Raw genomic sequence first — 25,014 nt, 5'->3', positions numbered from 1 at the left:
CGCAAGGTTGGGCAGGTAGGGCGCCTGGGCAGGGTGCCGGCACCGCCTGCCTGTCCTCGGTTAGCCCTTTACCGCGCCGGCAGTCAGCCCGCGCACAAAATATTTGCCGCCTACCATGTACACCAGCAGGGTAGGCAAGGCCGCGATGATGGCGGCGGCCATGTCCACGTTGTATTGCTTCACACCGGTACTGGTGTTCACCAGGTTGTTGAGCGCCACCGTCATGGGCTGGCCCTCGCCCGAGCTGAACACCACGCCGAACAGGTAGTCGTTCCAGATCTGCGTGGTCTGCCAGATCAGGCACACCATGATGGTGGGCACCGAGATGGGCAGCAGTATCTTGAAGAAGATGCGGAAGAAACCCGCGCCGTCTATGCGCGCTGCCTTGACCAGTTCGCCCGGCACTGTCACGTAGTAGTTACGGAAGAACAGCGTAGTGAACTGCAGGCCGTAGATCACATGCACCAGCACCAGCCGACCGGTACTGTTCTCCAGCTGCAGCCAGCCCAGCACCTGGGCCATGGGCAGTATCACCACCTGGAAGGGCAGGAAGGTGCCAATCAGCAAGGCCATGAAGAACATGTCCGAGCCCTTGAATCGCCACATCGACAGGATGTAGCCATTGAAGGCCCCCACCAGGGTGGAGATAAGCACCGCCGGTATCATCATCTTGAGGCTGTTGGCGAAATAGCTCTTCATGCCGCCACACTCCACCCCGGTACAGGCGGTGGACCAGGCTGCGCTCCAGGCATCCAGGCTGAAGGTGCCAGGCAGCGACAGCAGGTTGCCGGCACGGATTTCATCGAGGGTCTTGAAGCTGGTGCTCAGCATCACGTACAACGGTGCCAGATACCACAAGGCCATCAGCACCAGCACAGCATAGATGCCGAAGCGTATGAGCTTTGCCTGCAGGGATTGTTGGTAATCAGCCACGACGCTCCCTCCTCAGTTCGGAATACAGCAGCGGCATGACCACGGCGCAGGCAGTGAACAGCATCATCATGGCGCTGGCGGCACCTAGACCAAGCTGGCCCCGGGTAAAGCCATGCTGGTACATGAAGATGGACGGCAGATCGGTGGCAAAGCCGGGGCCGCCGCCGGTCAGAGCCATCACCAGGTCAAAGCTCTTGACCGCGATGTGCGCCAGTATCATGAAAGCACTCAGGAACACCGGCCGCAGGCTGGGGATGATGATGCGGGTGTAAATGGTCGGCAGTGAGGCGCCATCCATCTGTGCCGCCTTGATGATGCTGTCGTCCACCCCGCGCAGGCCCGCCAGGAACAAGGCCATCACAAAGCCCGAGGACTGCCACACACCGGCAATGACCACGGTGTAGATGGCGAAGTCGGGGTTGATGATCCAATCGAAGGTGACGCCGGTAAAACCCCAGTCATGCGCCATCTTTTCCAGGCCCAGGCCGGGGTTCAATATCCATTTCCAGGCGGTGCCGGTCACGATGAAGCTCAGCGCCATGGGGTAGAGATAGAGCGTACGGATGGCGCCCTCAAAGCGGATCTTCTGATCCAGCAGCACGGCCATCAAGAGGCCCAGGGCCAGGCTGACCAGGATGAACAGACCACCAAAGATGCCCAGGTTCTGCATGGCGCCCCACCAGCGCTCATTGCCGAACAGCTCGACATACTGGACAAAGCCTGCCCACTCATAGCGTGGCAGCAGGCGGGATTCGGTGAACGACAACCAGGCCGTCCAACCTATGAATACATAAAAGCCGACCAGGCAGGCCAGCACCGTAGGCGCCAGCACCAGCTTGGGCAGGATCACATCGGCGAGCCGGCTTAACGAAAAACCGGGTGCGCCTTGACGGGAAGCAGTCATGGCGTCTCCTTGTGCAGGTTGGAAAAACAGCGGGTAGGGGACTCCGGCAGCCGTACAGGCCTGCCGGAGCGTTCACTCCTCGCTGGCGCGAGTTATTTACTGCTTGTTGTACTTATCAGGCACAGGCCTGGCCGCAGGACAAAGCGGGACGCTTGCCCACGGCAACCCGTCACGACACCAGCGCTGCTGGCGGCGCAGCGCTTAGCGCTTCTTGGCAGCAGCCAGCAACTTGGCAACGGCATCCTTGCTGCTCATGTTCGAGTTCATGAAACTCGACACCACATCCTGGATAGCACCTTGTGCGGCAGATGGCTGGGCCATTTGATGGGCAAAGGAAGGCACCAGGCCGCCCGACTTGTTGGAAGCCACGAAATCGGCCGCCGATTTCTTGGCGCAGTCGTCAAACTTGCTCATGTCGTGCCCCAGGCGCACCGGGACAGAGCCCTTGTTCTGGTTGAACACTTCCTGGAAAGGCGTGGACAGCACGGTGGAGGCAAAATCGGAAGTCGCCTTGAGATCCTTGTTCTTCTGCGCAAAGACGATAAAGGAGTCGATATTGAAGGTGAAGGCATTGGCCGTACCCGGTGCAGCCAGGCAGAGATAATCGGTACCGGGCTTCTTGCCAGCGGCGGCGAACTCACCCTTGGCCCAGTCACCCATGAATTGCATGGCAGCCTTGCCGTTGATCACCATGGACGTCGCCAGATTCCAGTCGCGGCCCGGCATGTCCTTGTCCATGTACTTGCGCACCATGCGCAGGGTATCGAAGGCCTTGATGGTGGTGGCGCTGTTGATGGCCGCCGGGTCCAGCTTCACGAAAGCCTTGTTGTAGTAGTCGGCACCGCCCACACCCAAAGCGATCGATTCGAATACCGTGTTGTCCTGCCAGGGCTGGCCACCATGGGCCACCGGAATGAAGCCGGCCTTTTGCAGCTTCTCTGCCACGGCAGGGAACTCATCCCAGGTCTTGGGTGGCTGCACGCCGGCCTTCTTGAAAACTTCAGGATTGGCCCACATCCAGTTGACGCGGTGTACGTTCACCGGCACGGCCACGTAATGGCCCTTGTACTTCATCACATTGGCCACCACGGGCGGCAGCAGGGTGTCCCACTTCTCCGTCGCCGATACACCGTCCAGATTGGCCAGCACGCCTTCGGCAGCCCATTCCTGGATGGCAGGCCCCTTCACCTGGGCAGCCACGGGCGGATTGCCCGATACCACGCGGGTCTTCAGTACGGTCATGGCATTGTCGCCACCACCGCCGGCCACGGCGAAGTCCTTCCAAGTATGGCCCTTGGCCTCTATCATTTTCTTCAGTTCAGCGGCGGACTTGGCCTCGCCACCGGAAGTCCACCAGTGCAGCACTTCAACAGTACCGGCAGAGGCTGGGAGGGAAAGCACACAGGCGGCGGCCAATGCCAGGGTCAGGCGACGGGGTTGCATCTGTCTCACTCCTTATTTGAATTAGGTCGGCTGCGTCATGCACACGACTGGAGCGAAATATAACTACGCATGTAAGCTTTGTGAAGGATTTTTGTAAGTTTTCAGTAAGTTTCAATATTGCATTGCACCATGAAAGCGCAAAGCTCCAGCCTGTGCTCCATTTCAAGGCGATCGCAGCACAGCATCGGGGCAAGGCCCACTGTGGTGTGGGGTACACTTAGTCATAGCCAACTGGGCAACATCTTGTTTTGTTACACAGTCGGTCGCCACCCCGGCCTGCTTGCAACCCACCACCGCAACCCGGCACCGCGCACTGGTATTGGTACCAAGCAGCCAGCTGCGTCTCAGTGGTAAAATTTATGACATATAACTGAGCCGATATCCTTACCCATTCGATGCCCTTCATCACCAAGCCCCGCACCCACGCAGAATCCGTCGTATTCAAGCAGGCACATGCCCTGCGTCCGCAAGCAGTCATCGAACCCGGCATGGCCTACGGCAGCGCTTCGCGCTCCTGCAGCCGCTACCAGTTCGATGAGTACGCCATGCCCTATGATGGCGACTTCGCCCTAGACAAGCCCGTACTGGCTGCGCTGCTGCCCACCCTGGTGCAGACTGATCCAGAAACGGCGGTGCTGCTGGTCGCCAGCACCCAGACCCTGCCCGACAAGCCGATGACACCGGAGCAGGCCAATGCCAGCTTCAACGCCTGGTATGGTCCGCTGAAGGATTCCTTGATCGGGCCGGGCAATATCGCTGGCAACATCCATGGCGTGGTTGAAAGCAGCCTGAGGGCCTACTGGGCCCGCCATGCCGCACAGGGCTTTGCCCGGCTGCGGGCTGGCGGCGTGCAGTCGATACGGCTCAGCCCCAACATCACCATCTACGCCCACCGCATTGGCGCCAACGGCCAGTTGCGGCGCGGCGCCCAGATACGGGTGACGGTACGCAACCTGCCTGTGCAGGTATTGCACCAGATACCCACAGCGGCATTTGGCGGCCGTGCCACCCAGTCGTTTGCCAGCATGCGCAGCAGCGCCCATGACATGCGCCGCCTGCAGGCCCTGGCCGATGGCGTAGCGGACTCCCGTGCGCAGTCGAGCATGCTGCTGCGTGCCGCCGGCAGCAAGGTGGGCGGCGGCATCCTGGCCTTTGGCCCCACGGCCGCCTTCGATTTTTACGACAGCACCAGCCGCACAGCCGATGGCCTAGCGGTGGACTGGCGTGGCTTCGCCGTGCGCTCGGCCAAGAGCCAGAGCGGCAATGCGCTGGGCGTTGCCGCCGGTACCGGCACCGCCGTGGCAGTGGGCATGATGGCGGCACGTGGCCTGCTGCTGCTCACACCGTTTGGCTGGCCTGTGTTTGCCCTGAGCCTGGTTGCCGGGGTCGCTGTGCAGGCCGCCTGGAGCCGCTACGGCGGCGACGAAGCCGCCGGCAACGCCGCCGCCTCGGCGCTCGGCGTCAAGCGATGACCCACCCGCCGGCATCCCTGCCGCTGCTGCTGGGCAAAGCCTGGCATGGCTGGCTGCTGGCCGTGCCGGCCAGCCTGGCCGTATGGGCACAAGCCGACTGGCGCTGGGCCTTGGCGGCCTTTGTCGTCCTGGGGTTCTACTTTCTGCTGGATGGGCTGGCGGTCTGCTATCTGTCGCTGTTCGGCAGCCGGGCAGCCATCATCAGCAGCCTGCACGCCTTGCTGTTCATGCTGCCCCTCTCCTTCTGCCTGGCAACGCTGGCCTTGGGCCAGGCACAGGCCGGCCTGACCTGGCTGGCGCTGCTGGCGGCCTACCTGATCGTGCTGGGCAGCATGGTCGTGCTGGAGTGGCGCAAGGCGCCCTGGCCCAACTCCGACGCCAAGACCCTTGCCTGGCCCGGTACCCAGATCAAGCTGGACAGCCGCCAGTTGCAGGCCAGCACCACAGCTGCGCAACGCAGCAAGGCCAGCTGGCTGATCGCCCCAGCAGCCTCGGTTCCGCTTTACCACGTCCTGCGCCCCTGGCTGGAGCAAGGCAGTGGCTTGCATTGGCTGGCCCTCTTGGGCAATCTGCTGTTGCTATGGATGGCTGCCACCCTGGGCCGCCCCTTGGCCCAAGGCTGCAAGCTGCGACTGCTAGAGCTGCGCAACCCTGCCAACAGCCCGCCGTTTACCAGCAACAGGCTGGCCGAGCTGGAACAGCTACGCCAGCAAACCGCGCCGGGCCGCTGGCTGCGGGCACGCTTCCCGCTACCGGCCGGTGTCTCTGCCCAAGCCAAGCCGGGAAAACGCGCCTAGCCCGTTTTCACTACCCATCAAAGACCCGAGTCCAAACAGGCTCTAAGTAAGCCGGAACCGAACCACCACACGCAGGCCATGGGGTGGTTTGTCCTGTAGCAGCACCTGGGCATGATGGCGGCGGGCAATCTCCTGCACGATGGCCAGGCCCAGGCCGCAGCCCTTGCCCTGCCCTTCCATGGCACCGCGATAGAAACGTTCGAACACCCGGCCGCGCTCGGCTTCGGCAATCCCTGGCCCGTTGTCGTAAACCGCCAGAACGGCATGGGCACCTTCGTCCACCACCCTGACACCGATTTCACTGCCTGCCGGGCAATACTGGATGGCGTTGTCGATCAGATTGCCCAGCAGTTCCCGCAGCAGACCGTCGTGACCACTGATCAGCAGCTTGGCCGGCGCATCATCCAGCCCCAGGTCTATCTGCCTTGCCAGTGCACGGGGTACGGCCTCCATGGTGACCTCACGGGCCAGCCGGACCAGATCCAGCGGCGCTAGCGGTAACGCTGCATCGGGTTCGGCCCGGGCCAGTGCCAGCAACTGGTTGACCAGCCGGATGGCGCGGGCCACGCTGGTCTCGATCTGTGCCAGACGCTGCAACAGGGCAGCACGGTCAGGCTCGGTCTGGTTCAACTCGCCGCGCACCAGCTCGGACTGGGACTTCAAGCCCGCCAGGGGCGTGCGTAGCTGATGGGCTGCGTCGGCGATAAACCGCCGCTGCGCCGCCACTTGGCCGTGCACCTCTTCCAGCAAGCTGTTGATGGCCCGTGCCAGCGCCCGCACCTCGGCCGGGGCGTTTTCCACCTCCAACGCACTCAGCTCACGCGGCGAATGTTTCTCCACCAGCCGGCGTAAATGCCGCAAGGGCGACAGACCACGGCTGATACCGGCCCACACCAGCACGCTGGTCAACACCAGCAGCAAAGCCAATGGCAGTGCGGTATCAATCAGGATATCCCGTTGCAGCTGGGTACGCAGCGCCGTGCTCTTGGCCACCTGCACCAGCATGGTCTGGGGCCGCTCCTCGGTACCGATGCGCAGGTACAAGGCGGCTACCCGCACCACACGGCCACGCAGGACGCCGTCGTAAAAATAGGGTTTGCCCACCTCGCGCGCCAGCTCACGCGGGGTGGGCGGGATATCCTTCTCACCAAGGATGAATTCACCGGGCGGAGTGCTGACCATGTAATACAAACGGTCGCTGGGGTCTTCTTCCAGTATCTCGCGGGCAGCGCGGGGAAAATCGATATACAGCCCCTCGCCCAGCGGTTTCACCTGACGTGCCAAGGCGCGGCTGGATTGCACCAGGCTGCGGTCTATCACCTCATCGGCATAGCGCAGCGCCACCGAGTACGACACAAATGCCGCCGCCAGCCACAGCAACAACTGCGGCGCCAGCAGCCAGATCAGCAGTTGCCGATGCAGCGATAGCTTGCGTGGTTTGCTCATGGCACCGGGCCTCCTACAGCGGCCGGGCTTCCAGCAGATAGCCCAGGCCCCGTACGGCCCTCACCCCGACACCGGCTGGCTCTATCTTCTTACGCAGGCGGTGCACATACACCTCGATGGCATTGGCGCCCAGTTCGTCGCCGCTCAGTTCAGCGGCAATCTGTTCCTTGGTCACCACCCGGTCGGCATTGCTCAGCAGCACATCCAGCACGGCCAGCTCCCGGGCCGACAGATCCAGCGGTTGATCATCGGCCCAAGCCCGCTGCCCGGCCCGGTCCAGCCGTAGCCGTCCAAACCGTGCCTCGTCGCGGGGGCTGCCCGCCGCCTTGCTACGGCGCAACAGCGCTCGCAGGCGTGCCTCCAGCTCGACAAACTCGAAGGGCTTGGCCAGGTAGTCGTCGGCACCGGCATCCAGCCCGGCCACCCGGTCTTCCAGCCCGTCCAGCGCCGTCAGTATCAGGATGGGCAGGCCGGGCTTCTGCGCCCGCACTTTGCGCAACACCGCCAAGCCACCCTGACCAGGCAGGCCCAGATCCAGGATCACGGCATCGTAATCGGCAGCCAGCAGCCTTTGCTCGGCTACCAGGCCATTGCTGACATGCTCAGCGGCAAAACCCAGGCGTGCCAGGCTAGTCAACAGAGCATCGGCCAATACAGCATCGTCTTCGGCTAATAGCAATTTCATAAGGGGTCGCCTGCTTGGTCCACGCGGCTCACAGTGTGCAAGCCATCAGATATTCGTCGTGCCATGTGCCATCCACCTGCATGCAGTGTGTCTCGGTGCCATACACGGTAAAACCCAGCGCTGCATACAGCGCCAGAGCCGGCGCATTGCGGGTATGTACCCCCAGGTTCAGCTGCCGCAGGCCTGCCATCCCGGCAGCCCGCTGTTTGAGTGACTGCAGCAAGGCCAGCGCCACGCCGCGACGCCGATGGCTAGCCGCCACATACATGCCCCAGACCACGGCCTTGTGCCGCAGTTTGCGCATGCGCTCTCGGCCCAAACCTACCACGCCGACCAGCACCTCTCCGTCGAAAGCACCCAGTATGCAGCCGTGTGGGCCGGCCTGCAGCCATTCGCTCATCTGGCCCGGTGGCAGTTCGGCTTCCTCCTCCAGGCTGGCGGCAAAGGCCGCCGGACACTCGCGCAAGCCTGCCAGGCGCAAAGCCCGAAACAGGTCCAGATCGGCAGGAACAAGCTGGCGTATCAACATGGGATGGAAAAACGCGACGGACGGTAGCGGATTCTATGCCGCCGCCCGCCCAGACGCCATGTTGCTTGCACACCACTCCCCGCTCGACCAAGATAAGGCCACACTAAGAGCGGCTAACAAAACCCAGCGTAGCGGTTCTGGCTAGGCGTGCGAGCGTAGACAGTACGTGGGTACGGCAAGCTCGCACAACAACGCCAGAAGGGTTTTGTTAGCGGCTCTAAGAAATGTCTTTTCGCCTCTTCGCCTAGGGTGAACTGGCCTCAAGGAGCATCTATGGCATGGCTGGGTTTGTTTGTCGGGTTGGTCATCGGTGCCGTGATATGGCACGACAGCGGCTGGCTGCTGGGCGGCCTGCTGGGCTGGTTACTCGGTCGCGAGCGTGATCACAGCGCACAGATACGGGCACTGCAGGCCAGGCTGCAGGCAGACGCGCCACCATCCCCATCGGCCGTGCCTGCGACCGCCCCGCCGGAGACCGTTGCCAGCCCGGTGCCGGAGACTCGCATCGACGCCGCTCTGGCGCTGCCCCCGCAGCCAGCAGCAACCGCAGCGGTGCAGCCTGCCGTCCAGGCGGCCGCGCCGGCGCCAGCACCGGCAGCCTTCCCCGAGCCAGCCTATGCCGCCGCCGTAGAGACCGGCCCCACCGTGGTTGATCGTGCACTGGCCTGGATAATGGCTGGCAACCCGGCCGTCAAGATAGGCGTGCTGCTGCTGATCATAGGCGTGTCCTTCCTGCTCAAGTACGCCGCCCAATATGTACGCTTTCCGGTAGAGAGCCGCTACCTGGCCGTCATGGCCGGTGCGGCTGCCGCCATCACCTTCGGCTGGCGCCAACGCGAGCGCAAGCCGGTGTTTGCCCATGCCTTGCAGGGCGGCGGCCTAGGCATTGCCTTCCTGACAGTGTTCGCAGCGCTGCACCTGCATCAGTTGCTGCCCGCAGGCGCTGCCTTCGCACTGCTGGCGGGCCTGGCCACCTTCTCCGCCGCACTGGCAGTCACCCAGTCGGCCCAGTCACTGGCCATCATCGGGCTGGCGGGCGGCTTTCTGGCCCCCATCCTGGCCAGTACCGGCCAGGGCAGTCATATCATGCTGTTCAGCTACTACGCTGTGCTCAATCTCGGCATCGCCTGGGTTGCCCGCCTGCGTGCCTGGCGCGGACTGAACCTGTTGGGCTTCCTGTTCACCTTCGTCATCGGCGCGGGCTGGGGCACCTTGCGCTACACCCATGAGCACTTCGCCACCACCGAGCCTTTCCTGGTGGGGTTCTGGCTGCTGTATGTGGCGCTGGCCGTCGCCTTTACCCGGCATAGACAGGCAGAAGCCAAGCTGGGCCAGCTGGTGCGCGATCCCGTCGATGCCACCCTGGTGTTTGGCGTGCCGCTGGTCGGCTTTGGCCTGCAAGTCATGCTGGTCAGCGATTTTGCCCATGGCAATGCCTGGTCTGCGGCCGCCATGGCCTTGGTCTATGGCGCGCTATGGCTAAGCCTGCGCCGCCGCCCCGGCATGGGGCTACTGGCTGAATCGTTCTGCATACTGGCCACTGGCTTTGCCACCCTGACCATACCGCTGGCGCTCGACGGCCGCTGGACAGCCGCCAGCTGGGCCCTGGAAGGCGCCGGCCTGCTGTGGCTGGGCCATCGCCAACAGCGCCTGCTCAGCCAGCTGACCGGCTACCTGCTGATCTTTGCCGCAGGTCTCATCGTACTGGCACAGCTGTCGCAGATAGAGCGGGAAATACACTGGTGGAATGGCCGCCTGTTAGCAGCCAGTCTGGTAGGCATCGCCGCCTGGCTGGCCGGCGCCGTATGCTATCGCGCCAGCCCCCGCACACCGCACCTGGTCTTGCTGCTGTGGGGCTTGCTGCTGTTGCTGGCTGGCGGCGGTGTCAGCCTGGCGCAATTCATGCCCGACCAACACCTGATCGTAGCCTGGCTCGCCCTCCTGTCCGGCCTGGCCTTGCTGGCCACTTTACTGTCCGGCCCACTGGCCTGGCCGGCATTGCGCTGGCCCGGTCTGGGTTTGCTGCCCGCACTGGCCGTGGTGTTGCTACTGGCAGCCGACCGCCAGGCCACCCCGCTGCAACAGGGCGGCTGGCTGGCTTGGCCGCTGGCTTATGGGCTGGCCATGGGCTTGCTGTATTACCGTGAGAGCACCTTGCCCAGGCTGGGCAGGCAGCTAGCCCACCTGATGGGAGGCTGGCTCCTGACGGCTTGGCTGGTGTGGGTGCTGGCCGATGGCAGCAGCCGCATAGGCAGTGGCTCGGGCTGGATCTGGCTGGGCGGCCTGGCTGCCCTTTGCCTGGCGCTGCTGTGCCAGACACTGGCCCCGCTGCAGGCCCGCTGGCCGTCACGCCGCTATCGGCGCGACTACCTGTGGCACCTACCCCTGCCGATCGCAGCCCTGACTGCTGGCGCCCTGCTGATCGCCCCCTGGGCCAGCAGCGGCAGCGCCAGCCCGCTGGCCTGGTGGCCCCTGCTCAATCCGCTGGACCTGGGCTGGTGGATGGCCGCCCTGGCCCTGCTGCGCTGGCTGCGCAGCCCCTACCCTGCCGCCAAGCTGGCCGAGCTGCGCCCAGCCATCCAGGCGGGTCTGGCCCTGCTGCTGTTTGCCTGGCTCAACAGCCTGCTGGCCAGGGGCTTCCACCACCTGGGCGGGCTGAACTTCAGCCAGGCATCGCTATGGCCCGATCAGGGCTACCAGGCTGCGCTATCGCTGCTGTGGACCAGCGTAGCCCTGGCCGCCATGTGGTCTGCCACCCGCGTCCGCTGGCGCGCGCTATGGGTGACTGGGGCCTGCCTGGTGGGGGTGACGGTACTCAAGCTGTTTGTAGTGGATCTTGCTGGCGCAGGCAGCCTGGCCAGGGTGGTGTCCTTCCTCGGTGTGGGTCTGCTGCTGGTCGCCGTGGGCTGGTTTGCGCCTGTACCGCCGGCACAGGCTGGCGAAGCAAGCAAGGAGAGGCCCTAGCATCCCCTACTCACTTACTCAGCGCATGACAGGCCCAAGTGGCTTCCATAGGCCTCGCTTTCTCCACAAGAGAAGACGCGCGCATAAAAGCCAGACGCAGCATATGACTGATATTTAAGGAGAAGCTTTTTTCCGCGCAACGCCATATTGCTGAGAGAGCGAGGTTTCTGGAAGTTCCTTCTAAGCGCCTGTTCAAAGTCTCTTCGCCGCGCGCCGGCCCGCTGCGCGTCTTGCGCCTTGCCCTTCATCCGGCAAGGTTGCGAACGACGCGGTGAAAAGACTTTGAACAGGCTCTAAGCTGAAAGCAGGATGAAGAGGCACACGGTGTCCCCTGGCACCCTGACAATGAAGCCTTACCGACGACAGCAGCACCACGCAGGATGACTGGTACCACAGGAAAGCACGCAGACCCCATGCATCGACTGCTAGTAGACCAACGGCCCGCCACCTCAGCCTCATCTGCAGGCAAGCGGCCCATGCTGACCTGGCACAGCCGCCTTGCCATGGCCCTGCTGCTGTGCCTGAGCGCGCAGGCTGCCCCCTTGACCGCCTATACGGTACCGGTCTTTCCCTGGACCTTTCCCGATCAACCCGAGCGCGGCGTCTCTCCCGAGATACTGCGCTTTCTGTTTGACCGTGCAGGCATCACGATTTCCCTGTCCACCCTGCCCTATGTCAGGGCGATCAACGGCCTGAAAAGCGGAGAGAACGTGGCCGCCGTCCTGATACCCGACGCCGAGCGAGACGAGTTTGCATCGCAGCTGTGTCAGATCGGACAGATACGCTCTGGTGTCCTCTACAAGCGCCAGCGCTATAAGCAGTTGGCCCCCTCGCGCCTGAGTGGCATGGTGGTAGGCGTACCCCGCGGCACGCGCGCGCTCGACAGGCTGAAATCGCTGGACGCCAACCTGTATCCATTGGAGTCGGTGGAACAAGGGCTGCGCATGCTGATGGCCGACAGGCTGGATGCCACTTTCGTGTCCCGCCCCGGCTCTATCAGCGCACTGGAGCAGGCTGGGCTGAAAAGCCGCGACTACCACTGGCTGGAGATCGATGTGCAGCCCGTGGTGATCTATATCTCGCATAAATCCCCGCTGATGCAGGATCAGGCCGCAATGGCCAGACTCAAGGCCGCTTGCGAGGGACCCGGCCAGGCCAGAATGGCCGCCTTGCTCAAGCGCTACCAGTAGCTTGGTGGCAAGCAGCCAATCATTTGCCAGGATTTAGAGCCGCTAACAAAACCCAGCGCAGCGGTTCTGGCTAGGCGTGCTAGCGCAGACAGTACGTGGGTACGGCAAGCTCGCACAACAACGCCAGAAGGGTTTTGTTAGCGGCTCTTAACCCGTTTCAGCACATGGCGCCGTTCAAGCATCATTCCACCCACGCGGAGACCGCCATGACCCCCAAGCACCTGACTGCCCTGCTGACCAGCATCTGGCTGGCCGCCTGCTCCACCCACCAGCCTGAGATCACTACCACGGCCGAAGGGAGCAAGGCAGAGAAGGCCGACAACGCCCTGCAAATAGCCGAAGCCGTTGCCCCACCGCCGCCACAGCAGCCCTTGCCAGCCGCAGAAGCCCCTGCAGCGCCTGCGGTGAGCCCTCTTGCCAGCGCCGATAGTGTTCGGGCCACCGGCCTGGCCAAGCCGCAAGTCTCGCTATCCAAGCGCATGCCCATGGGTGGCAACAGCCTTGCCTCCCCAGCAGTACGGCAGTATGTGCCGGCAGCACCGGAGAACCGCGAGCGTTACCAGGCATTGCAACGCAATGGCATTACCCTGGCAGCGGAATCGCCTGTCTCCACCTTCAGCATTGATGTCGATACCGGCAGTTACAGCAATGTGCGGCGCCTGCTCAACGGCGGCCAACTGCCCCCACGTGACGCAGTGCGGGTGGAAGAGCTGGTCAACTACTTCCCCTATGACTACCCCCTGCCCCAAGGCAAGGCCCCGTTTGCCGTCAGCACCGAACTGGCCCCCACGCCCTGGAACCCGAACAGCCTGCTGCTGCGGGTAGGCATACAGGCGGCCGACCCCGCCAAGCAGGCACTACCACCGGCCAACCTGGTGTTTCTGGTCGATGTTTCGGGCTCGATGAACTCGGCCGACAAGCTCCCCCTGCTGCGTGAGGCGCTGAAGCTGTTCACCCGCCAGTTGCGGCCGCAGGATCACGTCTCGCTGGTGACCTATGCCAGCGGCACCCGCGTGGTACTGCCGCCCACCAGCGGTGCCCGGCGTGGCGAAATCATGGCGGCCATCGATAGCCTGGAAGCGGGCGGCTCCACCGCAGGCGCCGCCGGCATCCAGCTGGCCTACCAGATGGCCGAGCAGGGCTTTGTGAAAGGCGGCATCAATCGCATCCTGCTGGCCACCGATGGCGACTTCAATGTCGGCATCACTCGCTTTGAGACCCTGAAGAATCTAGTGGAAGAAAAACGCCGCTCCGGTGTATCGCTGTCGTCGCTGGGCTTTGGCACCGGCAACTACAACGAACAGCTGATGGAGCAGATTGCCGATGCCGGCGACGGTGCCTACAGCTACATCGACACCCTGAACGAAGCGCAGAAAGTGCTGGTCGACGAGTTCACCTCCACCCTCGCTACCGTCGCAAGCGACGTCAAGATACAGATGGAATTCAACCCACAGACCGTGCAGGAGTATCGCCTGATCGGTTTTGAGAACCGCGCGCTCAAACGCGAGGATTTCAACAACGACAAGGTGGATGCCGGCGAAATCGGTGCCGGCCACCGGGTGACTGCCCTGTATGAGATCACCCTGGCGGGCAAGCGCGGTGCGGTGGAGCCCCTGCGCTATGGCATCAACAAGCCGCTGCTGACCGGCAAGGATCAGGAGCTGGGCTATCTGCGCCTGCGCTACAAGGCCGCGCACGGAGAAGACAGCAAGTTGCTGGCCTTCCCTGTGCGGCGCGATGCGATCAGCCCGCGCCCCAGCGAAGACCTGCGCTTTGCAGCCGCCGTGGCCGCATTTGGCCAGCGCCTGGCGGAAGGCGGCAAGCATCTGGGCAACTTTGACTTTGGCCAGATCAAGGCACTGGCCGCTGGCGCGCGGGGGGAGGATCGCTACGGCTACCGGGGGGAATTCCTGCGCTTGATCAGCCTGGCAGAAACACTGGTAGGGCAGGATGCGCAGGCGCAGCCGCAGATTGCCGAGTAAGCGCCGCTACGTTGGGTTTTGGTAGCCGCTCTAAGTTGCTGACCAGGCTGCCCGCACCCTACCCAGCCACAATGAGCGTAGGCAAAGGCGGCCCGGCAGGCTAGGCTTTTCCCTGATAGCGGCAGCATGCCGGGAACCAGACGGCGAGCCTACTACCAAAGCAAGCCCGCACGCTGCCTGCAGGGCAGGCCGGCACAACAACAATCGATAGAAAGAGGAAGAATGGTCATGCGCCAAAGAAACTACCTGTGGCTCCCCCTGGTTCCGCTGCTGCTCAGCGCCTGCAATACCGAGGTTGGCGTGGGTGAACCCGAGCAGCCAGGCACCAACCTGACCTATGAGTACAACCTGGATACCAGCGCACAGGGCTGGGTATCCGGCTTTGCCGATTTTGAGCAAGGCCAGGATACCTACTACGAGCTGACATCGTCCTGGCGTGCCTTGCCCGTGCCGTTTACGGTCAGGGGCATACATATGAGCGGCAACAACCACAGTACCGATCTGTGGATGTATGTGAAGCGCAAGATCGACAAGCTCAAGCCCAACCAGGCCTACAAGCTGACCTTTGAGGCGGAGTTCGCCAGCAACGGCAGCGCAAACTGCACCGGCGGAACCGGCTCCCCTGGGGAGTCGGTCTTCCTCAAGGCTGGGGCCAGCGTGCAGGAACCACTAGCCCTGGTGGACGCCAACAAGAACTGGCGGATGAACTGGGACAAGGGTAACCAGGAAACCAGTGGCCGCGATACCCGGGTACTGGGCAATGTCGCCACCGACAGCACCGATTGCGTCAACCGCCCCTACCGCAACAAGCTGCTGAGCAACAGCAGCAACCCGCTGTCGCTGACCACCAACGGTTCGGGCGAGCTGTGGGTGATGTTTGGCACCGATTCCGGCTACCGAGGCCGCAGTGGCATCTATTACACCCGCTTGAAGATCACTGCCAAAGAGGGCTGATCAGCCAGTGGAAGGCTACCACCCCAGCGTGGACAGTGCAGGCGGCGAGTCCGGCATTCCGCTACACTCGCCTGCCATGCAGCCTGCCCATGACGATACTGCCTTGATGCTTGCCTACGCCGGTGGCGAGGCGGTGGCGTTCGAGCGCCTGTACGCGCTGCACAAAGCCGGCTTGTACGGCTTTCTGCACCGGCAGTCGCCCCGTACAGCCTGGGTTGATGATGTGTTTCAGGAAACCTGGCTGGCGGTCGTCAACGCCCGCCACGATTATCGGCCCACGGCCAGCTTCCGTACCTGGCTGTTCGGCATCGCCCGCAACAAGCTGATAGACCGGATACGATTGAAGGAACCCGCCCTGCTGGGCGACTTTCTGAATGAGGACGACGAGGACCCGCTGGCCCGTGTAGCGGGAGACAGCCGCCAAGAGCCCGCCAGCCGCCTGGAAGGCAAGCAAGCGGGCCAGGCACTGGACACCGCCTTGCGTGCATTGCCTGCGGTGCAGCGTGAAGTGTTCCTGCTGCGCGAGCAGGCCGAAATGAGCCTGGAAGACATTGCCGCATTGACCGGCGTGCCCATGGAAACGGCCAAGAGCCGGCTACGCTATGCCGTGGCCAAGCTCAAAGCCACGCTGGCGGGGGTAAGCTGAGATGGACACCATGAAACCCGATGACGACGACAAGGCACTGAGCCAGGCCTACGCGGCACTGGAACAACCCTTGCCGCCGCCAGCATTGGACAGCGCCATCCTGGCTGCCGCCCGCAATGCGGTTCAAGACGGCGCCAAGGTCATCCCCTTCCCTGCCCGGCCCCGCCGCAACTGGGGTGTCCCCCTGGGATTGGCCGCCACGGTGATGCTGGCCCTGGGTATCAGCCTGCAACTACGCGACAGCGAGGAAACTCGGCTGGACGAGCCCATGCTGGCAGCAGAGATGTCAGCACCTGTGGCGGTGCCAGAAGCCCCGGCGGCCCCGTCTGCCGATGCAGCGGTCGGCAGCAAAGATGAAAAGAAGCTGGAATCGGCAAGCACCGCCGCAGCCGCTCCTCCGCCAGCGCAAGAAGAACCGGTGACCACCAGCGTACCGGCAACCCGCCGCAGCCTCGCACAGCCACGCCAGGCACCGCCGGCAGAGATGCGCCCGGCGATGGAGCCGGGGTTGATGGAGAGCGCCGAGCATGCGGCACCAGCTGCCTTGGCCGCACCGGCACCGGCACCGGAACCAGAACCGGCGCGGGAAGCCGAATCGGTAGCTGGCGACGCAATGGCCAGGCAGGACAAACGCAGCCCGCCCATCCTGGCGCCAGCCGCACCTGCGCCGCAGGCGATGCCCGCACCGGCACCTGCTGCGGCCAAACCTGCCGCCGGCCGCAGCCAGGAGCATACCGCCCCGGCGCTACGCAAGATGCTGGAAAGCATGCCACCACCGACGACCAAACCGGACGCTACACCGGAGCGCTGGATTACCAGCATCCGCCAGTTGTTGGAGGTGGGAAAGGAAAATGAGGCGCGCAGGCAAGCCCGGCTGCTACAGCAGCGCTGGCCAGACCACCCCTTGCCAAGGGAGCTGCGTTACCTGCTAGAGGACGCAGCCCAGCCCTGACTGGAGGTTTTCAGAAGGCGAGAAGGCCGGGTGACACTAAGCTTCGGCAGCCTTCTCTCCAGCCGGCGGCGGCTCCGGCACCACGGCGCCGGTCTGTGCCTGCCACTGCACGTAGCATTCCAGCCCGCAGACGGCCGCCACATAATCGGTAGCTTCGCTGCTGGCGGCTTCAGAAGCAGGAATCTCGGCCAGGCATACCTGGCAATTCAACGTGGGCAGGGCCGGCACCTGTGCCTGGGTGGGATGAGCATGCATGGCAATCTCCTGGTAAGCAGCATTGCTGCACCGATACACTCCCTCGTAGCCTGAATACAATCTTTCCGCCTCGCCGCCGGGTTCAATACCTTATCAGCCTCGAACGGTGTGATGAAAAGATCACAAACAGGCTCTCACACCACACTACGCCCACCCCAGCAGCTTGTGAAGTTGATACAGGCAATCAATCCGATAGCCGGCGCCCCCCCGCCAGGCAGCGGCTATTCCCCGCTCAGGTAGATCACCACAAACAGCAGCAGCAAGGCCAGCAAGATGGCCCCGGCGATCTTCCAGGCCGACCAGGGACGCTCGCCCTGGACTTCGCCAGTCTGGCCATTGACGACAAAGCGCCAAGTCTTGCCGCCATACTGGTAGCTGGACAACCAGATGGGCAACAGGATGTGCTTGAAGGTGATGTCGTAGTAGTGCGGCGACATATTGTGAATGCGCTGCTCGTCACCACCGATGTCACGCCGGATGGCCTCCCGTATGGTGGGCTCCATCAGCCCCTGCGCTGCGGTAAAGCCCGGTTGCAGGCCCAGTTGGTAGGCTTCCACGGTAAAGCCGGTGAGGTAGTCCTCGCGATAGGGCTGCAACTTGTCCAGGCGCCAGGGTTGCAGTCCATGCAGGTACTGCGTGGGCAGCGACTGGGTTGCCGGCACGGTGACATCGTCAAAACCCACGTGGACCTCGCCCGCAGCCGAAGACCAGCGGGTACGGCGTACCTGCCGGGTCTTGGTGACACCGTTGTCGGTATAGGTCTCGCTCACATAGTAGTAGTCGCCCCGCTCGCCACGGTAGGGCGTGTCGGTATTGGCATCATACGTCCAGTAAGGCAGGTAGATGCCCTTCAAGCCGCTGGCGGCGCGGTAGGCTTGCTTCAGGGCATTGGGGGCGAACCACAGGCCATGTATCCAGTCCTTGAAGCTGGCCCTGGCCTGGTTTTCCTTGATCTCGAACGGCGCTACCGCCTTGGGCTGTATGGTGCGCTGGGCATAGGCATTGCTGGCAATCAGCGGCACGGCACAGAAGGGGCAGCGGTCTGCCGTGGTATTGGCCGGCAGCTGCGATGCGGCACCACAGCCGGGGCACTTCACCGTCTGTCGCTCTATCTGCGGCTCATTGCCTGCCGCCTGGGCCAGGTAAGCCTGGTAATCGAGTTCGGTTACTGCGGTTTCCTGCTCCGCTACGTCCGCCACCGCAATGGCGTTCTGCGCGCCGCAATAAGGACACTGGAGCGCGTGTTGGCCAGGCGCGAATTCAAGCTTGGCACCGCAGGCCGTGCAAGGGTAATGGTTGGTGGTCATGTAGGCTGACGACTAGGTCGGGTCGAATGTTGTGGTTAGGGCTTGTGCTTGCCGAGCGCATTGTCGACTTGCTGTGCCGTGACTTGCTGCAGCGCGCGGTCGATGAAACCATCCTTGCGCATGGCCAGCAAGGCTTGCTCAAGCGGCACGATCAGATGGGTGTTGCGGGTATGGACATAATGGTAGACCGGCATGCTGTAGAACTCCCGCTCCAGCAAACGGGTATCCGCCGCCAACTCTCCGCGCTGGCGCATGCCTGCCAGTACAGCCGGCATGCTGATGGGGCTGCCAAGCACCACATCGACCCTACCCGCCAGCAACATGCGCACCATGGCATCGGGTGTCGTGGCGAAACTGACATCCATACCGGCCGTCCGGGCCTCTACCACCTTGACGCCGCGCTGCGCCGCCACCCGCCAGCCCCGCAGGTCTTCCCAATCACGCACCACGATTTCCGGCTTGAGCGTCAGGGCCGCCACGGTGAGCGACAGGGGTGAGGTCGGGACGACACGCAGATTGCTGTACTGCTGCTCCATCCCAGCGATACGTCCCAGCTCGGCGTCATACTTGCCGGCATCCACTACCGCCAGCGAACGCAGGCTGGGCAGCTTCTCCAGCTGCATCTCGTAGCCTATGCGCCGATAGGCCTCGCGCAAGACCAGCTCCCCCACCTGCACGGTGGCGTCCATGCCCTCAGGCGCGGCAACACGCACCACAGGCAGGGCTGGTGGCGGTGCAGCCGTCAACAGCACGCTACAGAGCAACAGCAGGAACTGGCCGAGCATTCGTATCATGGCGATGGCAGGGTTGTGAAAGAAACCCGGCGCCCACGGCGCCGGGTAGATCACATTACTGCGGTATGGGTGGTGGGACATGGGCGAACAGGGCTGCCAGCTCCGGCTGCTCGCCGGCCTTGCCCCAGGCGGCCATGCCGGCCTTCCAGACCAGGCTGTCGCGGTTGAAGCTACCCGCCTGCAGCTGCCCTTGCAGTGCCGCCAAGTCGAACGGGCCGGCCTGTTGGCCGTTCACCGCCACATGGAAGCTGACCGCACCCGGTATGGGCGGCGGAACCGGTGCTGCCGGCGCAGGTGCCGAACCCGAGATGCCGCCACCGGCCTGGGCAGGCTGCTGGAACAGATTGCCCATGCCCTGGTTGAGCATGCCGCCCACCCCTATGCCCATCATGGTGCCGGCCATGCCGGGGTTCTGCGCAGCATCGCGCATGGCCTGGGCTGCCTGGTACTGGCCAAACTGCTGCATATTGCCGATGGCACGCATGGCGCCTTGCTGGTCGATGGCTTTTTCGACCTCTTCCGGCAGGCCGATGTCCTGCACCTGTATTTCACACAGCTCCAGGCCCATGCCGGCGAAATCGCCCGCGATACGCTCACGTATCTTCTCGCCGACCAGGGTGACCTTGCCTTCCAGGTCTATCACCGGCACGCCGATCTCCGGCATCACTTCCTTGATACGGGTACCGACCTTGCCGCGCAGGTTGGCCTCGATATCCTCGGTGGTGAACTCGGCCTTGGTGCCCATGATGTCGACCAGGAAGGTCTTGGCATCGGCAATACGGATCACATACAGGCCAAAGGCGGTAACCCGCACCGCGCCGAACTCCGGATCGCGCATGGTGGCCGGGCCTGCCGTGCCCCACTTGAGATCGGTGAACTTGCGGGTGTTGAAGAAATACACCTCGGCCTTGAAAGGCGAATTGAAGCCATACTTCCAACCCTTGAGGGTGGCCAGTATGGGCATGTTCTCGGTATTGAGGGTGTACATGCCGGGCGTGAACACATCGGCCACCTGGTTCTTGCCCAGTTGCCCCTCGTTCACCACCACGGCCAGCTGGCCTTCGCGCACCGTGAGCTTTGCGCCCATCTTGAGTTCATTCTGATGCCGCTCGAACCGATGTGCCATCACCTCAGGCCTGTCCTCGGTCCACTCGACAATATCGATAAACTCAGCGGTGAGCTTGTTCCACAGACTCATTTCCATACTCCTTATGTATTGATCCCCCGGCTGCCTGGCAACCCGGAGGTTTACAACAATAGCCCTAGTCAGGTTCTAGGCCAAGCAAGACACCACGGTTCGGCAAAACGACCAAAGGCCAGTTGCCCACCGGGGCTATGCCAGTGCTCGCCCTCGCGGGGTGGGCAGGCATAACGGTAGTGGGTGTCGCCCAGGCTGAATTCAAGGGCATAGGCATGCAGATAGCCCCGGTCCGCCTCGCTGCCGCCGTAGCGCGCATCCCCCAGTATGGGGCTGCCCAGCGCCTTGAGGGCCACCCGTATCTGGTGTGTGCGGCCAGTCAGCGGCCTGACCACGAAGGCGCGCTGGCCATTGCCCACGCCTGCTGTGAAGAACTGGGTCACCGCCGGATCCTGGCGGCTTTGCAACAGACGCCAACTGCCATTGCGGCCTTTTTCCATATCGCCGCTGAGCGTGCCCTGCTTCTTGCCGGGCGCACGATCCGACAGCGCCAGGTAGTACTTGCGTATCTGCCGCTGGGCAAACAGTTGGCCAAATTCCGCCGCCGCCTCGGCACCCTTGGCCACCAGCAGCAGCCCCGATGTCAGTTGGTCCAGCCGGTGCACTGCATGCAGCTCCCCAACGCCAGTCTGTTCACGCAGCAACTCCAGCACGCCCCGCTTTTCGCCTTCGCGGTGAAAGCTCTGGCCAGCAGGTTTGTCTATCAGGATGAAGTGCGGCTCGTCCGCAAGCAGGGTCAGCATCAGGGAGCAGTATGCATACGCAGTATGACCTCCAGCTTGCGCTCACGCTGCAAGCGGGCCAGTCCGGCATTGAGAATCCGCAGAAAGGCATCGGCATCCGCCATCTGCGGGCTGATGGCAAAATGGGCCACTACCGGCGGGGTTTCCGGCAGGGGTCGGCCACGCAACAGATCGGCATCGTAGGGCAGGCGCCCAAGCCGACGTTGGCCAGCCATCACTTCCAGTGTTTCGATCAACATCTCGCAGCGCCCGAAGGCCAGCTTGGCCATGGCCGCCGGGTAATCCAGCGCACCGTTGTCCATCTGTTCTGGCCGCAGGCGGGTAAAGCCATAGTTGTAGCCATACAGGCCACACACCTTGTACCGGCTCAGCTCATCCAGCTGGCGTATCTGCAAACCCTGCGGATAGCGCCTGTGCAGATAGAAGTAACCTGGCTGAAACCGCAGATAGGCATCGCTGAAGCGATAAAGCCGCGCCCGTTCCGGGCTGTGCAGCATGCCCATGGCCAGCTGGAAGCGTTGGCCTTGCTCCACCTCGCGCTGGCAACGCAACCAGGGCAACAACGCAAACTCGACCCGGTAACCACTGCCCTGCAGGGCGGCGCGCAATACATCGGGTGAATACCCGGCCACCTCGGCGGTCTTGCTACCGTTGACGCGCTTGAAATAGCTGGAGGGTATCCACTCCCCCTCGCCACCGCAGGCACGCACCACGACCTCAGCCCGCAGCGGCAGGGAACACACCAGAATCAGCAGCAGTAAACGCAACATGGCGACGCCCATCATGCCGGGCTTCCAGCATAGACCGAGGACGTCGCCATGTGTTCAGCAGACTGATCAGGCGGCAGGCGTACGCTTTTGCAGGCGATTGACCAAGCCATCGAGGTTGGCCAGCGAGAACAGGTGGGCGTAGATCAGCGACATGGTGCCGTTCTTCAGCCACTCGTCAGCCTTGGCGGCCGAGATATTGCGCAGCTTGGTTTCGTCCACCACCCACATGCCGTCCATGCTGACCGGGCCGCCTGGCAGTTCGGCGCTGGCCGACACCTGGTGCAGCAGGCCTTCCTTGCCCAGCTCGTTGGCCAGGTCGCCGGAGCGCTTGCCATCGTCGCGCGACTGGAACATCAGCTGCGCAAACTGCTTCATGGCATCAGTGGGCTTGCCGTCGACGAAGATGGCAGCATCTTCTTCGCGCTGCATGGTGCGTGCCACGCTCTCTTCAATGCACAGCACGGCATCGTCGTTCTCGACTTCGACGGTGACAAAGGGGAAGCGGCGCACGAAGAAGGGGATATAGGGCGCATCCCAGTTGCCTTCGGCATCGACAAACAGGTTCTCCTGGGCACGCAGGCCCAGCATCACGGTGGGGGAGTAGGTCTTTTCACCGGTTTCAGCAAACACGATGGCGTAGTCGCGCATCAGCGAGGAGAACTCGGCGCCGACCACGGGCACGGCATGCACCTTGGCAGCAAAATTGAAGTTCTGAGCCAGACTCAGTTTCAGGTCAGCATGCTTGGTAGCATCCAGCGGGACGACGTTGTTGTAGAACATGGGTATTACCTCGAAGGTGACCCTGGGCGCATGCCCAGGCCATTGAATTATTCCGGTGGTGTGCCGCTGGCAGGTGACTTCGCCAACAGCAGGACGGCAGCGATGATAACCGCACCGCCCAAGCACTGCGAGACCGACAGTCGTTCACCCAGCAAGCAGGCGGCCAATACCACGGTCACCACCGGCTCGAAAGTGGACAACATGGCGGCTTCAGAGGCGCCCACGCGTGCCAGCCCGGCAAAGAAGGCCAGTGCGGCTAACACGCTACACATGACCCCGATAGCGGCGATGGCCCCCCAGCCCAAAGGGCTGTGCGGCATGACGGGCGCTTGCCACAGCGACACCAGCAAGAAAGTCAGGGCGCCCCCCAGCATGACCACGGTTGCACTGGGCAAGGCCCCGGCCTGGGGAGTCAGCTTGGTCCCCACGGCGATATAGACCGAATAGATCAGCGCAGCCCCCAGGCCAAAGGCGATGCCCACCGGCGAGCCGGACAAGGCATCGCCCACCGTCAGCGCCAGGCCGGCCGAGGCCAGCAACAGGGCCACCACCTTGCGACGGGTCAAAGGCTCATGCAGCCAGACCGCCGCTATCAGGGTGACGATGACCGGAAAGGTGTAGAGCAACAGAGCCGTCAGCGAAGCACTGGCATACTTGAGCGCGGTGAAATAGCTGAAGGCCTGGCCGGCATAGCCCACCGCCCCCATGGCCAGCAAGCCCAGCGCCAGCTTGCCCCGAGGCCAGCGCTCGCGGCGCAGCAGCATCAAGACGGCCAGCAAGGCGCCGGCAATGACAAAACGCAGCAACAGCACGGCCTGGGTATCCGCCCCTTCGGCATACGCCAGGCGGCCGAACAGCGGCATTACCCCGAAGCACAGGGCTGACAGCAGTATCAGCAGGGCGCCGCTGAGACGGCGGTTGTTGAGCAGGGACACAGACTACCTCACTATCCTTGTTGCGGCATGACGGCAGCTGGGCTGCGGCCATGCAACGGCGCCAGTAGCCAGCCCAGCAACGCACTGATCAGCAAGGCGCCGCCCGCCAGCAAGGTGGCCGTGCCGGCACCCAGGTACTGCGCCGCCACACCCAGCAACAGCAGGCCCAGCGGGCCGGCGCCGAAGCTGATGGCGCCCATGCCGGTAAAGACCTGGCCGGCCAGCGCCTTGGGGGTTTCTTCCTGCAACAGGGTCTGCTGCAAGGGGTTGCCGGCCCCCAACAGCAAGCCGGCCAGCGCTGAAGCGGCCAGCAAACCCGCTGGCGCCTGGGCCAGGCCGCACAGCACAATGGCCAGCGCCGTGCATAGCTGCCCGCCATAGAAGATGGCACTGCGGCTGAAATAGCGGCTCAGGCGCGCAAAGGCCAGCGCTCCCAGCGTGGCACAGATGCCAAAGGCCGACAGGCACAGCCCCAGCAGGGTGGTGTTGTGGTGTACCTGTACGGCCAGCAAGGGCAGCAGCAAGCCCAGAAAGGGCGAGAGCACGAAGTTGCCCATCATGCTCAGCAAGGCCAGGGGGCGCAGCCTGGGGTGGCGCAGGATAAAACGCACACCGGCCAAGGCCGATTCATCCGGCTCGCGCCGTGCCCGCACTGGCTTGCGCGGCACCAGCAAGGCCACCAGCAAGGCGCACAGCAGAAAGCTGGCCGCATTGACATACAGCGCGCCGGCCGCCCCCAGCAACCCAACCAGACCGACAGCCAGCATGGGGCCGGCGAAATCAGCGCCATTCTCCAGACCGCCCCGCAAAGCATTGACCCGCTCCAGCGGCTGCCGCGCCAACCGCGCCAGGCTGGGCACCAGGATCTGGCGGGCGGCCGAACCACTGGGGTCGAACAAGGCCCCCACGAATACCAACAGCAGTATCCAGGCCAACGGCAGTTGGCCATGCCAGGCAAACGCCAGCGGCAGGGCCAGCACCGATACACCGCTCAGCACATCGGCCAGTAGACTGACGCGCCACGGCCCGAACCGGTCTATGGCGCGGCCACCCACCAGGGCCGCCAGCAGGATGGGCAGCACCGCCACCGCACCCGCCAGGCCCGTCATCAAGGCGGAGCCGGTTTGCTGCAGCACCAGCAAGGGAATGGCCACCGCAGCCACCTGATTGCCCAGCAGCGAAAGCGTCTCCGCGCTGACCAGCCCAGCCAGGGGCAAATGGATTTTTTGGAACGACATCAACACTCACTATGTAAAACAATCACCCAGGCAAGCTGCGGGGGCGGGGAATGAAGCGAGGGATAGTGCCACATCAAGCTGCCGTCGCGGCTTGAGA

23 protein-coding genes are annotated in these 25,014 nt (G+C 63.5%); 8 read left to right on the top strand and 15 right to left on the bottom strand.

The window, feature by feature from the left end; translation table 11 throughout:
- Window positions 1-60: 60 nt before the first annotated feature.
- The 3 genes from QWZ03_RS12635 to QWZ03_RS12625 all read right to left on the bottom strand — a co-directional run bounded on the left by QWZ03_RS12635 (window position 61) and on the right by QWZ03_RS12625 (window position 3,280).
- Window positions 61-933, bottom strand: a complete 873-nt coding sequence (locus QWZ03_RS12635) for a carbohydrate ABC transporter permease (protein WP_308447560.1) — start codon at window positions 931-933, stop codon at window positions 61-63.
- Window positions 926-1,837 (bottom strand): carbohydrate ABC transporter permease, encoded by a 912-nt coding sequence (locus QWZ03_RS12630; protein ID WP_290333045.1) that lies wholly within the window; start codon window positions 1,835-1,837, stop codon window positions 926-928. Before QWZ03_RS12630 ends, QWZ03_RS12635 begins: the two co-directional genes overlap by 8 nt.
- A 201-nt stretch (window positions 1,838-2,038) precedes the next feature.
- Window positions 2,039-3,280: an ABC transporter substrate-binding protein gene (locus QWZ03_RS12625; RefSeq protein ID WP_284198232.1), complete on the bottom strand. Its 1,242-nt coding sequence runs from the start codon at window positions 3,278-3,280 to the stop codon at window positions 2,039-2,041.
- Between the two features lie 395 nt (window positions 3,281-3,675).
- On the opposite strand from QWZ03_RS12625, the gene QWZ03_RS12620 reads away from it, so the two are divergent.
- The gene (locus QWZ03_RS12620; protein ID WP_290333044.1) at window positions 3,676-4,752 is read left to right on the top strand and encodes a hypothetical protein; all 1,077 of its coding nucleotides are present in this window, start codon (window positions 3,676-3,678) and stop codon (window positions 4,750-4,752) included.
- The gene (locus tag QWZ03_RS12615) at window positions 4,749-5,549 is read left to right on the top strand and encodes a hypothetical protein (protein ID WP_290333043.1); all 801 of its coding nucleotides are present in this window, start codon (window positions 4,749-4,751) and stop codon (window positions 5,547-5,549) included. The genes QWZ03_RS12620 and QWZ03_RS12615 overlap by 4 nt, the downstream gene beginning before the upstream one ends.
- Before the next feature lie 42 nt (window positions 5,550-5,591).
- On the opposite strand, the gene QWZ03_RS12610 is transcribed toward QWZ03_RS12615, so the two are convergent.
- Genes QWZ03_RS12610 through QWZ03_RS12600 form a run of 3 tightly spaced genes read right to left on the bottom strand, consistent with a single transcriptional unit; the run spans window position 5,592 to window position 8,209 of the window.
- Complete coding sequence (locus QWZ03_RS12610) at window positions 5,592-6,995, bottom strand: sensor histidine kinase (RefSeq protein ID WP_290333042.1); 1,404 nt, start codon at window positions 6,993-6,995, stop codon at window positions 5,592-5,594.
- 13 nt (window positions 6,996-7,008) lie between these two features.
- Window positions 7,009-7,680 (bottom strand): response regulator transcription factor, encoded by a 672-nt coding sequence (locus tag QWZ03_RS12605; protein ID WP_284198228.1) that lies wholly within the window; start codon window positions 7,678-7,680, stop codon window positions 7,009-7,011.
- A 28-nt stretch (window positions 7,681-7,708) separates the two neighbouring features.
- Window positions 7,709-8,209, bottom strand: a complete 501-nt coding sequence (locus QWZ03_RS12600; protein WP_290333041.1) for a GNAT family N-acetyltransferase — start codon at window positions 8,207-8,209, stop codon at window positions 7,709-7,711.
- Between the two features lie 273 nt (window positions 8,210-8,482).
- On the opposite strand from QWZ03_RS12600, the gene QWZ03_RS12595 reads away from it, so the two are divergent.
- From QWZ03_RS12595 to QWZ03_RS12570, 6 genes are all read left to right on the top strand, one after another.
- Window positions 8,483-11,173 (top strand): DUF2339 domain-containing protein, encoded by a 2,691-nt coding sequence (locus QWZ03_RS12595; RefSeq protein WP_290333040.1) that lies wholly within the window; start codon window positions 8,483-8,485, stop codon window positions 11,171-11,173.
- Between the two features lie 476 nt (window positions 11,174-11,649).
- Window positions 11,650-12,363, top strand: coding sequence for a substrate-binding periplasmic protein (locus QWZ03_RS12590; RefSeq protein ID WP_290333038.1), 714 nt, complete (start codon window positions 11,650-11,652; stop codon window positions 12,361-12,363).
- Window positions 12,364-12,569: 206 nt separating this feature from the next.
- Entirely contained in the window at window positions 12,570-14,345 is a 1,776-nt protein-coding gene (locus QWZ03_RS12585; protein WP_290333037.1) for a vWA domain-containing protein, read from the top strand.
- Between the two features lie 228 nt (window positions 14,346-14,573).
- Entirely contained in the window at window positions 14,574-15,299 is a 726-nt protein-coding gene (locus QWZ03_RS12580; protein ID WP_290333036.1) for a hypothetical protein, read from the top strand.
- 7 nt (window positions 15,300-15,306) lie between these two features.
- On the top strand, window positions 15,307-15,945 hold the full coding sequence (locus QWZ03_RS12575; protein WP_290333035.1) for an RNA polymerase sigma factor: 639 nt from the start codon (window positions 15,307-15,309) through the stop codon (window positions 15,943-15,945).
- Between the two features lie 10 nt (window positions 15,946-15,955).
- Window positions 15,956-16,897 (top strand): hypothetical protein, encoded by a 942-nt coding sequence (locus QWZ03_RS12570; RefSeq protein WP_290333034.1) that lies wholly within the window; start codon window positions 15,956-15,958, stop codon window positions 16,895-16,897.
- Between the two features lie 36 nt (window positions 16,898-16,933).
- Here QWZ03_RS12570 and QWZ03_RS12565 read toward each other — a convergent pair whose 3' ends face one another.
- The 9 genes from QWZ03_RS12565 to QWZ03_RS12525 form a co-directional block, all read right to left on the bottom strand.
- Window positions 16,934-17,152: a DUF3330 domain-containing protein gene (locus tag QWZ03_RS12565; RefSeq protein WP_284198219.1), complete on the bottom strand. Its 219-nt coding sequence runs from the start codon at window positions 17,150-17,152 to the stop codon at window positions 16,934-16,936.
- 221 nt (window positions 17,153-17,373) lie between these two features.
- Window positions 17,374-18,459: a TFIIB-type zinc ribbon-containing protein gene (locus QWZ03_RS12560; RefSeq protein ID WP_290333033.1), complete on the bottom strand. Its 1,086-nt coding sequence runs from the start codon at window positions 18,457-18,459 to the stop codon at window positions 17,374-17,376.
- Window positions 18,460-18,494: 35 nt separating this feature from the next.
- Window positions 18,495-19,334, bottom strand: coding sequence for a substrate-binding periplasmic protein (locus QWZ03_RS12555; protein ID WP_290333032.1), 840 nt, complete (start codon window positions 19,332-19,334; stop codon window positions 18,495-18,497).
- Window positions 19,309-20,451: an SPFH domain-containing protein gene (locus QWZ03_RS12550; RefSeq protein WP_290333031.1), complete on the bottom strand. Its 1,143-nt coding sequence runs from the start codon at window positions 20,449-20,451 to the stop codon at window positions 19,309-19,311. Before QWZ03_RS12550 ends, QWZ03_RS12555 begins: the two co-directional genes overlap by 26 nt.
- A 68-nt stretch (window positions 20,452-20,519) precedes the next feature.
- Window positions 20,520-21,194, bottom strand: coding sequence for a TIGR01621 family pseudouridine synthase (locus tag QWZ03_RS12545; RefSeq protein ID WP_290333030.1), 675 nt, complete (start codon window positions 21,192-21,194; stop codon window positions 20,520-20,522).
- Window positions 21,194-21,979, bottom strand: a complete 786-nt coding sequence (locus QWZ03_RS12540) for a substrate-binding periplasmic protein (RefSeq protein WP_290333029.1) — start codon at window positions 21,977-21,979, stop codon at window positions 21,194-21,196. The genes QWZ03_RS12545 and QWZ03_RS12540 overlap by 1 nt, the downstream gene beginning before the upstream one ends.
- 51 nt (window positions 21,980-22,030) lie before the next feature.
- Window positions 22,031-22,744, bottom strand: a complete 714-nt coding sequence (locus QWZ03_RS12535) for a SapC family protein (RefSeq protein WP_290333028.1) — start codon at window positions 22,742-22,744, stop codon at window positions 22,031-22,033.
- A 47-nt stretch (window positions 22,745-22,791) separates the two neighbouring features.
- The gene (locus tag QWZ03_RS12530; RefSeq protein ID WP_290333027.1) at window positions 22,792-23,679 is read right to left on the bottom strand and encodes a DMT family transporter; all 888 of its coding nucleotides are present in this window, start codon (window positions 23,677-23,679) and stop codon (window positions 22,792-22,794) included.
- A gap of 11 nt (window positions 23,680-23,690) precedes the next feature.
- On the bottom strand, window positions 23,691-24,917 hold the full coding sequence (locus QWZ03_RS12525; protein ID WP_290333026.1) for an MFS transporter: 1,227 nt from the start codon (window positions 24,915-24,917) through the stop codon (window positions 23,691-23,693).
- Window positions 24,918-25,014 lie beyond the last annotated feature (97 nt).

Source organism: Chitinimonas viridis, from assembly GCF_030409555.1.
Lineage (GTDB): Bacteria > Pseudomonadota > Gammaproteobacteria > Burkholderiales > Chitinimonadaceae > Chitinimonas > Chitinimonas viridis.
The sequence above is the reverse complement of the archived record's forward strand: the minus strand, read 5'-3'. Positions and strand labels throughout refer to the sequence as shown.

Coding starts and splice junctions, on each gene's coding strand:
- QWZ03_RS12630 (WP_290333045.1), bottom strand. CDS start 1,837: ATGACTGCTTCCCGTCAAGGCGCACCCGGTTTTTCGTTAAGCCGGCTC.
- QWZ03_RS12625 (WP_284198232.1), bottom strand. CDS start 3,280: ATGCAACCCCGTCGCCTGACCCTGGCATTGGCCGCCGCCTGTGTGCTT.
- QWZ03_RS12620 (WP_290333044.1), top strand. CDS start 3,676: ATGCCCTTCATCACCAAGCCCCGCACCCACGCAGAATCCGTCGTATTC.
- QWZ03_RS12615 (WP_290333043.1), top strand. CDS start 4,749: ATGACCCACCCGCCGGCATCCCTGCCGCTGCTGCTGGGCAAAGCCTGG.
- QWZ03_RS12610 (WP_290333042.1), bottom strand. CDS start 6,995: ATGAGCAAACCACGCAAGCTATCGCTGCATCGGCAACTGCTGATCTGG.
- QWZ03_RS12605 (WP_284198228.1), bottom strand. CDS start 7,680: ATGAAATTGCTATTAGCCGAAGACGATGCTGTATTGGCCGATGCTCTG.
- QWZ03_RS12600 (WP_290333041.1), bottom strand. CDS start 8,209: ATGTTGATACGCCAGCTTGTTCCTGCCGATCTGGACCTGTTTCGGGCT.
- QWZ03_RS12595 (WP_290333040.1), top strand. CDS start 8,483: ATGGCATGGCTGGGTTTGTTTGTCGGGTTGGTCATCGGTGCCGTGATA.
- QWZ03_RS12590 (WP_290333038.1), top strand. CDS start 11,650: ATGCTGACCTGGCACAGCCGCCTTGCCATGGCCCTGCTGCTGTGCCTG.
- QWZ03_RS12585 (WP_290333037.1), top strand. CDS start 12,570: ATGACCCCCAAGCACCTGACTGCCCTGCTGACCAGCATCTGGCTGGCC.
- QWZ03_RS12580 (WP_290333036.1), top strand. CDS start 14,574: ATGCGCCAAAGAAACTACCTGTGGCTCCCCCTGGTTCCGCTGCTGCTC.
- QWZ03_RS12570 (WP_290333034.1), top strand. CDS start 15,956: ATGAAACCCGATGACGACGACAAGGCACTGAGCCAGGCCTACGCGGCA.
- QWZ03_RS12565 (WP_284198219.1), bottom strand. CDS start 17,152: ATGCATGCTCATCCCACCCAGGCACAGGTGCCGGCCCTGCCCACGTTG.
- QWZ03_RS12560 (WP_290333033.1), bottom strand. CDS start 18,459: ATGACCACCAACCATTACCCTTGCACGGCCTGCGGTGCCAAGCTTGAA.
- QWZ03_RS12555 (WP_290333032.1), bottom strand. CDS start 19,334: ATGTCCCACCACCCATACCGCAGTAATGTGATCTACCCGGCGCCGTGG.
- QWZ03_RS12550 (WP_290333031.1), bottom strand. CDS start 20,451: ATGAGTCTGTGGAACAAGCTCACCGCTGAGTTTATCGATATTGTCGAG.
- QWZ03_RS12545 (WP_290333030.1), bottom strand. CDS start 21,194: ATGCTGACCCTGCTTGCGGACGAGCCGCACTTCATCCTGATAGACAAA.
- QWZ03_RS12540 (WP_290333029.1), bottom strand. CDS start 21,979: ATGATGGGCGTCGCCATGTTGCGTTTACTGCTGCTGATTCTGGTGTGT.
- QWZ03_RS12535 (WP_290333028.1), bottom strand. CDS start 22,744: ATGTTCTACAACAACGTCGTCCCGCTGGATGCTACCAAGCATGCTGAC.
- QWZ03_RS12525 (WP_290333026.1), bottom strand. CDS start 24,917: ATGTCGTTCCAAAAAATCCATTTGCCCCTGGCTGGGCTGGTCAGCGCG.